General features: G+C 62.7%; 12 protein-coding genes. 9 read left to right on the forward strand and 3 right to left on the reverse strand.

What is annotated here, in order from left to right; all coding sequences use genetic code 11:
- Nucleotides 1-3 precede the first annotated feature (3 nt).
- Genes moaC through moaE form a run of 3 tightly spaced genes read left to right on the forward strand, consistent with a single transcriptional unit; the run spans nt 4 to nt 1,164 of the window.
- A complete protein-coding gene (moaC, locus tag PU634_RS06455) occupies nt 4-480 on the forward strand; it encodes a cyclic pyranopterin monophosphate synthase MoaC (RefSeq protein ID WP_306763238.1) in 477 nt (158 codons plus the stop codon).
- Complete coding sequence (gene moaD / locus PU634_RS06460) at nt 477-722, forward strand: molybdopterin synthase sulfur carrier subunit (RefSeq protein ID WP_306763239.1); 246 nt, start codon at nt 477-479, stop codon at nt 720-722. Before moaC ends, moaD begins: the two co-directional genes overlap by 4 nt.
- A gap of 1 nt (nt 723) precedes the next feature.
- Nucleotides 724-1,164 carry a molybdopterin synthase catalytic subunit MoaE gene (gene moaE, locus PU634_RS06465; RefSeq protein ID WP_306763240.1) on the forward strand — a complete coding sequence of 147 codons (441 nt, stop codon included), beginning with the start codon at nt 724-726 and terminating at the stop codon, nt 1,162-1,164.
- 101 nt (nt 1,165-1,265) lie between these two features.
- Here the strand turns inward: moaE and moeA are convergent, their stop codons facing one another.
- A complete protein-coding gene (moeA, locus tag PU634_RS06470) occupies nt 1,266-2,507 on the reverse strand; it encodes a molybdopterin molybdotransferase MoeA (protein ID WP_306763241.1) in 1,242 nt (413 codons plus the stop codon).
- Between the two features lie 153 nt (nt 2,508-2,660).
- On the opposite strand from moeA, the gene folE reads away from it, so the two are divergent.
- Complete coding sequence (gene folE / locus PU634_RS06475) at nt 2,661-3,317, forward strand: GTP cyclohydrolase I FolE (protein WP_306763242.1); 657 nt, start codon at nt 2,661-2,663, stop codon at nt 3,315-3,317.
- 53 nt (nt 3,318-3,370) lie between these two features.
- On the forward strand, nt 3,371-3,649 hold the full coding sequence (locus PU634_RS06480) for an Rdx family protein (protein ID WP_306763244.1): 279 nt from the start codon (nt 3,371-3,373) through the stop codon (nt 3,647-3,649).
- A 5-nt stretch (nt 3,650-3,654) separates the two neighbouring features.
- Here PU634_RS06480 and olsF read toward each other — a convergent pair whose 3' ends face one another.
- Nucleotides 3,655-5,370, reverse strand: a complete 1,716-nt coding sequence (olsF, locus tag PU634_RS06485; RefSeq protein ID WP_306763245.1) for a bifunctional ornithine lipid synthase OlsF — start codon at nt 5,368-5,370, stop codon at nt 3,655-3,657.
- Between the two features lie 93 nt (nt 5,371-5,463).
- On the opposite strand from olsF, the gene PU634_RS06490 reads away from it, so the two are divergent.
- Nucleotides 5,464-6,399, forward strand: a complete 936-nt coding sequence (locus PU634_RS06490) for a patatin-like phospholipase family protein (RefSeq protein ID WP_306763246.1) — start codon at nt 5,464-5,466, stop codon at nt 6,397-6,399.
- Nucleotides 6,400-6,606: 207 nt separating this feature from the next.
- A complete protein-coding gene (speA, locus tag PU634_RS06495; protein WP_306763247.1) occupies nt 6,607-8,511 on the forward strand; it encodes a biosynthetic arginine decarboxylase in 1,905 nt (634 codons plus the stop codon).
- Between the two features lie 62 nt (nt 8,512-8,573).
- Here speA and rsmS read toward each other — a convergent pair whose 3' ends face one another.
- Entirely contained in the window at nt 8,574-8,741 is a 168-nt protein-coding gene (gene rsmS / locus PU634_RS06500; RefSeq protein WP_306763248.1) for a pleiotropic regulatory protein RsmS, read from the reverse strand.
- Between the two features lie 252 nt (nt 8,742-8,993).
- Here rsmS and psrA point away from each other — a divergent pair, with 252 nt between their 5' ends.
- A complete protein-coding gene (psrA, locus tag PU634_RS06505; protein ID WP_306763249.1) occupies nt 8,994-9,623 on the forward strand; it encodes a TetR family transcriptional repressor PsrA in 630 nt (209 codons plus the stop codon).
- Between the two features lie 27 nt (nt 9,624-9,650).
- Complete coding sequence (locus tag PU634_RS06510) at nt 9,651-11,915, forward strand: acyl-CoA dehydrogenase (protein ID WP_306763250.1); 2,265 nt, start codon at nt 9,651-9,653, stop codon at nt 11,913-11,915.
- Nucleotides 11,916-11,961 lie beyond the last annotated feature (46 nt).

Raw genomic sequence — 11,961 nt, forward strand, 5'->3', positions numbered from 1 at the left:
GCCATGAGTGAACTGACCCACATCAACGCCTCGGGTGAGGCCAACATGGTGGACGTGAGCGACAAGGTGGTGACCAGCCGGGAAGCCCGGGCCGAGGCCTGGGTGCGGATGGCCCCCGAGACCCTGGCGCTGATCCTGGAAGGCCGGCACCACAAGGGGGATGTGTTCGCCACCGCCCGCATCGCCGGCATCATGGCCGCCAAGAAAACGTCCGATCTCATTCCGCTGTGCCATCCGCTGGCGCTGTCAAAGGTGGAAGTGAAGCTCGAGCCCGACCGCGAGCGGAGCGGGGTACGCATAGAAAGCTACTGCAAGCTGGCGGGCCAGACCGGGGTCGAGATGGAAGCCCTGACCGCCGCCTCGGTGGCGGCGCTGACCATTTACGACATGTGCAAGGCGGTACAGAAAGACATGCTGATCGAGGGTGTGCGCCTGCTGGAGAAAAAAGGCGGCAAGTCCGGGGAGTTCAAGGCCAAATGATCAAGGTAGTATTTTTTGCCCGCGTGCGGGAACAACTGGACACAGACACTCTGGATATACCGGCGGAGTTTACCGATGTAAATGCCCTGCGGCAGCACCTGGCAGCGCGTGATGACACCTGGGCCCGGGTGCTGGCTGACAACAGCCTGCTGGTGGCGGTGAACCACGAGGTGGCCACACCCGGCACCATGCTCAAGGACGGCGACGAAGTGGCCTTCTTTCCGCCGGTCACCGGAGGCTGAGATGATACGGGTACAGACCGGCGACTTTTGCCTCGCCACCGAATACGACGCCCTGAGCCGGTCGCACCAGACCGGCGCCGTGGTCACCTTTGTGGGCAAGGTGCGGGACATGAATCAGGGCGATGCGGTCAGCGGCATGACCCTGGAGCACTACCCGGGCATGACCGAGCACGCCCTGGAAAACATCGTGGCCGAGGCCAAAAGCCGCTGGCCGCTGCTGGAGTGCCGGGTCATTCACCGGGTGGGCGCCCTTGAGCTGGGGGATCAGATAGTGTTTGTGGGCGTGGCGAGCGCTCACCGGGAAGCGGCTTTTGCCGCCTGCCATTTCATTATGGATTACCTCAAAACCCGGGCGCCGTTCTGGAAGAAAGAGCGCACCAGCGAGGGCGAGCGCTGGGTGGATGCCAAAGACAGCGACACCGAAGCGGCCAAGAAATGGTAGGTCGCGAAGGCTGAGCAATGAAGGAGTGAAATGCGGCCTCAAGCCGGCATTACCGTTAACCAGGTCACGTTCAGGCCCCAGCCAAGGCAGGGGCCTTTGTGTTACCAGTAAAGCCCGTCGATCAGCTCCAGGGTCACGGTTTCGCCGGTTTCCACCGGGCCTCTGTCCTGCTCCAGATGCAGCAGGCAGTTGGCCTCGGCCATGGCGCTGAACACCGCCGAGCTTTGTGAGCCGGCGGGCACCACGCCCAGGCTGCCGTCGGCCTGGCGCTCGACCCGGCCGCGCTGGAAGTCCATGCGTCCGGGCGACTTCTTAAAGGGCATCAGGGCGGTGGCCTGCAGGGTGAGGGGGGGCGCCAGCCGCTCGCCGGCCAGTGTGGCCAGGGCAGGGCGCACCAGCAGATGAAAGGTCACCGCCGCCGACACCGGGTTGCCCGGCAAACCGAAAAAGGCACAACGGTCGATGTGGCCAAAGGCAAAGGGCTTGCCCGGCTTGATGGCCAGCTTCCAGAAACCGATGCGGCCCACGTCTTCCAGCACTACCTTGGTATGATCCGCATCGCCCACCGAGACGCCACCGGAGGTGATAAGGGCGTCGTGGCTGGCCGCCGCCTTCAGGAACGCCTTGCGAATGAGTTCAGGGTCATCGGCAATAATGCCGTAGTCGGTGATCTCCACGCCCAGCCGGGTGAGCATGGCGGCCAGGCCAATGCGGTTGGAGTCGTAGATCTCTCCCGGCGCCAGCAAGTCTCCGGGGGATCTGAGCTCGTCACCGGTGGAGAGCAGCGCCACCCTGAGCGGCCGGCGCACATTGACCTGCTCCAGCCCGAGCGATGCCAGTACCGACAGCACCCGGGCATTGATACGCATGCCGGCCTGAAACACGGTTTCGCCCTGGGCCAGATCTTCCGCCGCCTGACGCACATGCTGCCCCGGCTCCACCTTGCCGGTAATGGCCACCCGGTTGTGCTCCGAGGTACAGTTTTCCTGCATGACCACGCTGTCGGCGCCCAGAGGCAGGGCGGCGCCGGTCATGATGCGTACGCACTGGCCGGCGTCAACCCGGCCGGTAAAGGGATGGCCGGCAAGGCTGGTGCCAATCAGCTCCAGCTTTTCCCCCGTCATCGTGTCTTCGGCCCGCAGGGCGTAACCGTCCATGGCCGAATTGGCAAAGGCCGGCACATCCAGCGGTGAAATCACCGCCTCGGCCAGCACCCGGTTGAGGGCCTGCTCCAGGGGTACCAGCTCCGCCGCTGCCACCACATCGAGCTGACCCAGCATGTCGGCCCGCGCATCGTCGAACGGGCGCAAACCGGGTTGACTGCAACAATCTTGAATCGCCATCTTCAGGCTCCCTGATGGTGTTGATGAGGCTCATTATTTCAGACTCGGGCGGTTATTGTCATGCACGGGGATGAGTGAGTGTTAATCCGCCATTCACAGCAAAGCCCAAATGCACTACCATGCCCAGAGATTGTATACCCCACGGAGATCATCATGACCGCATTGAGCGACGCAGCCATTCGGGTCCGCTCGGCCCTGGAAGCCCGGGGCCTGGAAACCCCCATGCGCAGCCACAACCTGACCACGGATGAACAACAGGAAAGAATCACCGGCCTGATGACCCAGGTAATGGACGTACTGGGGCTGGATCTGCAAGACGACAGTCTGGCCGAAACCCCCCAGCGTATCGCCAAGATGTATGTCCGTGAAATTTTTTCTGGCCTGGATTATGCCCACTTTCCCAAGATCACCCTGATCGACAACAAGATGAAGGTGGACGAAATGGTGCAGGTGCGCGATATCAGCCTGACCAGCACCTGTGAGCACCATTTCGTGACCATAGACGGCACCGCCACCGTAGCCTACATTCCTCGGGGCAAGGTGATTGGTCTGTCCAAGATCAACCGCATCGTGCAGTTCTTTGCCCGCCGTCCGCAGGTGCAGGAGCGGCTGACCCAGCAGGTGCTGGTGGCCCTGCAGACACTGCTGGAGTCTGACGATGTGGCGGTGAGCATTACCGCCACCCACTATTGCGTCAAGGCCCGGGGCGTGATGGACGCCACCAGCAATACCACCACCACCTCACTGGGCGGTATCTTCAAGAGCCGCCCGGCTACGCGCCAGGAGTTTCTGAGCGGCGTGGTGCGCTGATCGCAACCTTTGCCATGCCGGGTCTGGCCCGGCATGGCACTGAAGGAAGATGAATGAAACCCAGAGTGGAAATTCGCTATTGCAGCCTGTGCCGCTGGCTGCTGCGTTCAGGCTGGCTGGCCCAGGAGATTCTGTCGACCTTTGCCGATGAGGTGGGCGAGGTGGCGCTGATCCCCGGCGACAAGGGGCAGTTTCAGATCTTTGTGGACGGCGAGCGGATCTGGTGCCGTGTGGCCGATCAGGGTTTTCCCGAGGCCAAGGACATCAAGCAGCGCATTCGTGACAAGATCGCCCCCGACCGCGACCTGGGTCACAGTGACCGTCATCACTGAGTGATTCAGCGCGGACCCTGCTCCAGGTGCGGCGCAATATAGCGCTCGTGGCGGGCCGGCTTGAGCCGGGCCAGATCCACGATCACCAGGCCGTCCACACAGTCGGCAAAGTCCGGATCCGTACCGAAGTCCACAAACTGCACGCCACCGGGCTCGCACAGCTCGGCGTACTGTTTGTACAGGGTGGGAATGGCCACGCCCAGGTGATCCAGCCGTTGTTTTAACCGTTGCAGGTCTGCCCGGTAGTCATTACCGGCAAAGGCGTCCAGCAAATGCCCGGGACTGGCCGGCAAGGGCCGGCGGGAGCGGGCCAGTCCGGCCCGTCCGGAAAAGTACAGCCGGTAAAAGGCCACCAGCAGATCCCGGGCGGCCACCGGCAGCGCGGCGCTGAGCGATACCGGGCCGAACAGGTAGCGATACTGGGGATGGCGGGCCAGAAAAGCGCCAATGCCGTACCACAGATAATCCAGGCTGCGCCGGCCCTGATAGGCGGGCTGAATAAAGCTGCGGCCCAGTTCAATGCCCTGCTCGAGAACGGGGGCCATGGTGTGGTCGAATTCAAACAGCTGGTGGGTGTAGAGTCCTTCGGCGCCGCGGCGCTCCAGTTGCCGGGCGGCGGGCACAAAGCGATAGGCGCCAATCACTTCCAGCTCCTGCGGGTCCCACAGCAGCAACTGGTAATAATCATCATCAAACGGGTCCAGGTCCCGGCGTTTGCCGGTGCCTTCCCCCACCGCCCGAAACGCCAGCTCCCGCAGCCGGCCAATTTCCCGCAGGATCACGCAGTGCCCGGACGGATCCCGCCTGGTGAGGTAAATGGCCTTGCCGTCCCGGGTTTGCCCCAGCCGTTCGCATTTTTCCACCGCTTTTTTGAGTAACTGGCGCGGTTCGGGCGCGGCCACGGCAACCTGGGTTTCAAACAGTCCGCTTCTGCCCTTGCCCAGCCGGTACAGGTGGCTGCGAAACAGCATGGCCAGCCCCTTGTCGCTGACGCCGCTGCGACGACAGTGCTGCCAGGCCACCGGGCGGCCGATGCGCAGGCTGATTTGCCGGTTGCGCTGGCGAAACATTTCACGCACCAGCAACACACCGCTCAGCGGACGGCACAGCAGTGAGCTTAAATAAAAGAAGGCAGAGTTACGGCCTTCCAGGTGAATGGGCACAATGTCGGCCCGGGCGCGAATGGCCAGGCGAATGAAGCCGGCATGCCAGCGGCCGTCGCGCACGCCGGTGGCGCCAAGGCGGGACACCTCGCCGGCGGGAAAAATAATGACCACGCCGCCGGCACTCAGGTGATGCTGCAGGGCGCCAAGCTGGGCCCGACCGGTGCGGCCACCCAGGTTGTCCACCGGCAGCAGCAGCGAGCTGAGCGGCTCGATGCGGGCCAGCAACTGGTTGGCCACAATGCGGGTGTCCGGACGCAGCCGGCACACCAGCCGCAGCAGGGCCAGGCCATCCAGGGAGCCGATGGGATGGTTGGCCACAATCACCACCGGGCCGGTGGCCGGAATGTGCTCCAGCTCCTGCTCCTGGACCTGTACGCGAAAATGAAAATAGTCGAGCACCTGCTCGACAAAGTCGAGACCGCGCAGATGGGGGTACTCGGCGGCGAAGTCGATAAAGGCCTGCTCGTGCAGCAGGTGGCGCAGCAGGGGCTTGCAGCCGGGCAGGTGTTGCCAGCGGGGCAGAAACTCGGCGGCCAGGGTGTCTACAGAAAACATGGCGGGCTCCTTGTTCTGATGATGGGCCCAGCCTAGACGGCCGTGGTGACGGCAAAGTGGCGCCGGCATGATGATTTGATGACAGGGTAGTCCATGTTAAGACAACGAACGGAACCAGATCACAGAATCGTTGAGCCTGCCGCCGGTGACGGGCCGACGCGGGGGCGGCTGGCCCTGATTTGCGAGGGGGGAGGCCAGCGCGGCATTTTTACCGCCGGTGTGCTCGACGCCTTTATGGCGGCAGACTTTGACCCCTTTGATCTCTTTATCGGCTCGTCCGCCGGCGCCCAGAACCTGTCTGCCTACGTGTGCCATAGCCGCGGCTTTGCCCGGGAAGTGATCACCGATTACACCACCCGCGCCGACTTTTTTCGGCCGCTGCATTTTGCCCGGGGCGGCGATCTGGTGGATCTGGACTGGTATTTCGAGGTGCTGCGCCACGAACTGCCGCTGGATGTGGTGACCGGGCGCCGGCGGCTGGGCCGGCGGGAGTTGCTGTTCTGCAGCACCCGGGCGCGGGATCACCAGCCCCATTATTTTCATCCCGCCGACACCGACTGGTTGTTGGGGCTCAAGGCCTCGAGCGCCATTCCACTGCTTTACCGGGCCGGGGTGGAGTGGCGGGGCGAGCGCTACCTCGACGGTGGTGTGGCCGATGCCATTCCGGTGCGGGAAGCCTGGCGCCGGGGGGCCGGGGTGCTGGTGGTGATCCGCACCCAGCCCGGGGATCTGCGGGTTACCCTGAGCTGGGTCCGGCGGCTGGAAGGCTGGCTGGGACGGGACCGGCTGGGAGAGTTGCTGGCCATTGTGCGTGCCTATCAGCGCTGCTGCGAGCAGGCCCAGCACTTTATCAGCCGGCCACCGGAGAATGCACTGGTGTTTGAAATCGCGCCACCGGCCCCCCTGCACAGCCGAGTGCTGGGCTCGAGCCGGGCGCAGCTGGGGCAGGACTATTCGTTGGGATTCAGTTGCGGACAGTCCTTTCTGCACCGGCACGGCACCCTGCTGGAACGGCTGGCGAGCCAATAAAATTGAAATTGAAGCGGGATCGGCACTGGTCAGCGCCCGGCGTGAGTTGTACACTCGCCCCCCGATTTTTTGCAATCGCCGAATGAGCTGCGTTTACCCGATAAGGCAGCATGGCTTGCCTTATACTGATGAAAAATCGAATTAAAATCGCTCCGGACCCCTGGTCCGGATTTTCTGTGACCCTGAACTGACAAGGGGGCAAAGAGCATGGCTGAATGGTCCGCAAACGATGCGCTCAAGGTATATAACCTGCCTTACTGGGGCGCCGGTTTTTTTCATCTTGATGAACAGGGACGTGTGTGTGTCACGCCCGACAAGACCCGGCCCGAGGCAAAAGTGGTATTGGCAGAAGTGGTGGAGCAACTCAAGGCCGAGGGTTACGCCGCGCCTGTGTTGCTGCGTTTTCCCGATATCATCAAGAGCCGCATCGACGCCCTGTTCAACGCCTTTAACGGCGCCATAGAGGACTATGGCTACGAAGGCGATTACCTGACCGTGTATCCGATCAAGGTCAACCAGCAGCGCGGCGTGCTCGATGCCGTGACCAAGGCCTACAAGGACAAGCCCCGGCTGGGCCTTGAAGCCGGCTCCAAACCCGAGCTGCTGGCGGTGCTGGCCCACACTCACGAGACCGAGTCGGTGATCGTGTGCAACGGCTACAAGGACAAGGAATACGTGCGCCTGGCCCTGCTGGGTACCCGCATGGGCCACCAGGTGTACATTGTGATTGAAAAGCTCTCCGAGCTGTCGCTGGTGATGGAAGAAGCGGCCAGACTCAAGGTCACGCCGCGCCTGGGCGTGCGTGCCCGGCTGGCTTCCCAGGGGGCCGGCAAGTGGCAGTCGAGCGGCGGCGAGAAGTCCAAGTTCGGCCTGAGTGCCACTCAGGTGCTGAGCCTGGTCAACCGGCTGAAGGACGCCGGCTGCATCGACTGGCTGCAGTTGCTGCATTTTCACCTTGGCTCCCAGATCGCCAACATTCGCGATATTCAGAAGGGCATTCGCGAGTGCGGTCGTTTCTATGCCGAGCTGCGCCGTCTCGATGTACCGGTGAACATAGTGGACGTGGGCGGCGGCCTAGGGGTGGACTATGAAGGCACCCGCTCCCAGAGCTATTGCTCGGCCAACTACAACCTGCGTGAATACGCCAACAACGTGGTGTGGGGCATTGGCAACGTGTGCCGGGAATACGATCTGCCCCATCCGCGCATCATCAGCGAGTCGGGCCGGGCCATTACCGCCCACCACGCCATGCTGGTGGCCAACGTGATCAGCATCGAGTCGGCCCAGAGCACCAAGCCGGCGGCACCGCCTCAAGACGCGCCCTTTCTGCTCGGTAACATGTGGGAAACCTGGGAGGACTTGTGCCGGGAAGATCCGCCGCTGCTGGAAATCTACCACGACACGGTGGCGGAGCTGGCCGATGTGCACGAGCAGTACAACATGGGCCTGATGACCCTGGAAGACAGGGCCTGGGCGGAAGAAGTGCACCTCAACATTTGCCTCGGCATCAAGGCGAAGCTGGATCCGGTGAACCGGGCGCACCGGCCCATTATGGACGAGCTGAACGAGAAGCTGGCGGACAAGTGTTTCGTCAACTTTTCGCTGTTCCAGTCGCTGCCCGACGCCTGGGGCATTGACCAGATTTTTCCGGTGCTGCCCCTGGACGGCCTCGACCGTCCCCCCAGCCGCCGGGCGGTGATCCTGGACATTACCTGCGACTCCGACGGCGCCATCGATCAGTATGTGGATGGCCAGGGTGTGGAAACCACCCTGCCCATGCCCGAGTTCGTGCCCGGTCAGCCCCAGTATCTGGGCTTTTTCCTGGTGGGGGCTTATCAGGAGATTCTGGGTGACATGCACAACCTGTTTGGCGATACCCACAGCGCCGAAGTGGTGCTCGACGAACAGGGCAGGGCACAGATCACCAACATCAAGGAAGGCAGCAATGTGGCCGAGCTGCTGCGTTATGTGGACATCGATCCCTCGGTGATCAACGCCCAGTACGAGCTGCAGGCCAGTCACCCGGATCTGGACGAAGAAACCCGGGCGCTGCTGCTGAAGGAATTGTCCGCCGGCCTGGAAGGCTATGCCTATCTGGAAGAAGAGCACTAAACCGCAGTATCCCGCCAGTCAACGCCCCGTAACGGGGCGTTTTTTATTGTGGCGGTGGCCAGTCAGCCGGCGTCGGAGTCGTCGTGCTGCTCGGCCAGTTTGTGTTCAAAGTCCCGGGTCACAATGGCCAGCGCGGCCAGTGCCACCTCGGGCCTTACCTCGTTGATTTCGAGCAGTTCAATCAGATCCACCGCGAGTTGAATATGGGCAGGGGCGTCGTTCAGGTTCATGATCGGTGTGTGGTGACAACAGGGGCGTGCAGTGTACTCAAAAGCGGCAGGCAAAAAAACGCCCAGCAAAGGTGCTGGGCAAAGACTTAGTGCTTAATTGCAGTGGCACTAAGTCAGAACACGGCGGCGCGAAAAGGTTCCCGCCTGCCCAAAATTATTTGCACAAAAATTATCCGCTCGCGTCTGCCTTGACAGCCGCCCGGCTCAAACATAGATTTTAAACAGGTGTTTAAACCTGCGTGGGAGTAGCCGGTGGCCCGAAAGGATACCAAGCAGAGAATACTGGACGCCGCCGAAGTGCTGTTTGCCGAGCAGGGCTTCGGCGATACCTCGCTGCGGCGGATCACCAGGGCCGCGAATGTGAACCTGGCGTCGGTCAACTATCATTTCGGCTCGCGCAAGGATCTGATCAAGGCGGTGATGGACAGGTATTTCGGGCTGTTTATGCCGGCGGTCAATGAAGCCCTGGTGCGGCTGCTGGAGCAGCCCCGCCTTACCGTGGAGCAGGTGTTCGAATGTTTTGTGGCGCCGCTGATGGGGCTGAGCCGCCTTCGCGCGCGAGGCCCGGAAATTTTTTTGCAGTTGCTGGGGGGCGGCTACATGGATAACCAGGGTTTTTTGCGCTGGTTTATCATCAACCACTATGGTGAGGTGGTTGAGCACTTTATTCAGTGCATGCGGCGGGCGGCGCCGGCGCTGTCATCCGCCGAGCTGTTCTGGCGGCTGCATTTCACCCTGGGCACCGTGGTGTTTACCATGGCCTCCAGCGAGGCGCTCAGGGACATTGCCAGAAACGATTTCAACGAGCATATCGACGTGGAAGGCCTGGTCCGCAAGGTCATTCCCTACCTGGCCAGCGGCATGGAAGCCCGCACCGATTGACACAACCCGGCGGTTGAGGAGGTCATGATGAGTTTACGCAGAAAGTGGATAAGCGCCCCGGCCTTTGCCACCTTTAAAAAGGTGTTGCCGCCGCTCTCGGCAACCGAACGCGAAGCCATGGAGGCCGGCTCGGTGTGGTGGGACGGCGAGCTGTTCAGCGGCCGGCCCGACTGGAATATGCTGCTTTCTTACGGTCCGTCACGGCTGAGTGAACGGGAACAGGCCTTTCTCGACAACGAGGTGGAGACCCTGCTGGCCATGCTCGACGATTACCGCATCGTCAGCGACGACCGGGAGCTGCCCGAGCCGGTGTGGAACTACCTGCGCAACAAGGGCTTTTTCTCGCTGATCATTCCCGAGTCCTATGGCGGGCTGAATTTTTCCGCCTTTGCCAACTCCACCATAGTGGCGCGCATCGCCAGCCGCAGCACCAGTGCCTCGGTCACCGTGATGGTGCCCAATTCCCTGGGGCCGGGCGAGCTGCTGATGCACTACGGCACCGAGGCGCAAAAACAGCGCTGGCTGCCGGGACTGGCCAGCGGGGCCGAGATCCCCTGTTTTGCCCTTACCGGCCCCGAGGCGGGCTCCGACGCCGGCTCCATTCCCGACAGTGGCGTGGTGTGCATGGGCGAATTCGAGGGCAAACAGGTGCTGGGGCTGCGCCTGAACTGGGACAAGCGCTACATTACCCTGGCGCCCAGGGCCACCGTGCTGGGGCTTGCGTTCAAGCTGTATGACCCCGACCACCTGCTGGGGGAAACCGAAGAACTGGGCATTACCTGCGCCCTCATTCCCACTTCCCACCCCGGGGTGGAAACCGGTGACCGGCACCTGCCCATGGGGCTGGCCTTTCTTAACGGCACCACGCGGGGCCGGGATGTATTTATTCCCCTCGACTGGATCATCGGCGGGCCCGATTACGCCGGCCGGGGCTGGCGCATGCTGGTGGAATGCCTGTCGGCAGGAAGGGGCATTTCGCTGCCGGCGCTGGGCACCGCCAGCGGCCATCTGGCCACCCGCAGTACCAGCGCCTATGCGGTGGTGCGCAGGCAGTTTGGCCTGTCCATCGGCCGCTTTGAAGGTGTGCAGGAAGCTCTGGCCCGCATTGGCGGCCTGACCTATCAGCTGGAGGCGACCCGGCGACTTACCACCCGGGCGCTGGACATGAATGAAAGCCCGGCCATCGTCACCGCCATTTCCAAATATCACATGACCGAGATGGCACGTACCGTGATCAACGATGCCATGGACGTGCATGCCGGCAAGGCCATTCAGATGGGCCCGAAAAACTACCTGGCCCACAACTACATGGGCATGCCCATCGCCATTACCGTGGAAGGGGCCAATATTCTCACCCGCAACCTGATGATCTTCGGCCAGGGCGCCACCCGTTGCCATCCTTATGTACTGAAGGAAATGGCCGCCGCCGCCAACCCCGACGAGCAGGCCGGGCTGGCCGAGTTCGACCGCCTGCTGGTCCGCCATATCGGCTTTGCCGCCGGCAACGCCCTGGGGGCGCTCTGGCAGGGGCTGACCGGTGCCCGCTTTAACGGGGCGCCCGTGTCCGGCGATACTGCGGTCTATTTTCGCCAGTTGGGTCGAATGAGCCGGGCCCTGGCCCTGTGCGCCGATGTCTCCATGCTGATGCTGGGCGGCGACCTCAAGCGCAGGGAAATGCTTTCGGCCCGGCTGGGTGACGTGCTCAGCCACCTGTACCTGGCCAGCGCCACCCTCAAGTATTTCGAAGACAATGGCCGGCCCGCCGATGAACTGCCTTTTGTGCATTACGCGGTAAGCCGTAACCTGCACCTGATCGGCCAGGCGCTGACCGGCTTCCTGCAGAACTTTCCCAACCGGCCGGTGGCCTGGACATTGAAGGCGCTGATCTTCCCCCTCGGCAACCGCTACCGCATGCCGGCCGACCGGCATGTGCACGCCATCTGCAAGCATCTGATGACCCCGGGCGGCGTGCGGGAGCGGCTGTCGGCCCTGTGTTACCTGCCCCCCGCCGAGGAGCCGGGGCTGGGTGAGCTGGAAGCCGCCTTTCTGGCCATGGTGGGGGTGATGGAGGTGGAAAAGAAAATTCACGAGGCCCAAAAGACCGGGAGGCTGCCCCGCAAGCTGGCACAGCCCGAGTTGTGGCAGCAGGCCCGGCAGGCGGGCATTATCAGTGAAACCGAGGCACACCGGTTGGGGGAGGCCGACGAGCTGCGCCGGCGTGCCATTGCCGTGGACAGCTTCGCTCCCGGTGCACTCGGCCGCCGTCAGGGCAAAAAGGTCGATGCGGCCTGACGGCCACAGACGAGGTGGCAGGCCGGGCCCGTGCCCGGCCTGTGGT

This window comes from Oceanimonas pelagia, from assembly GCF_030849025.1.
GTDB classification, from domain to species: Bacteria; Pseudomonadota; Gammaproteobacteria; order Enterobacterales; family Aeromonadaceae; genus Oceanimonas; species Oceanimonas pelagia.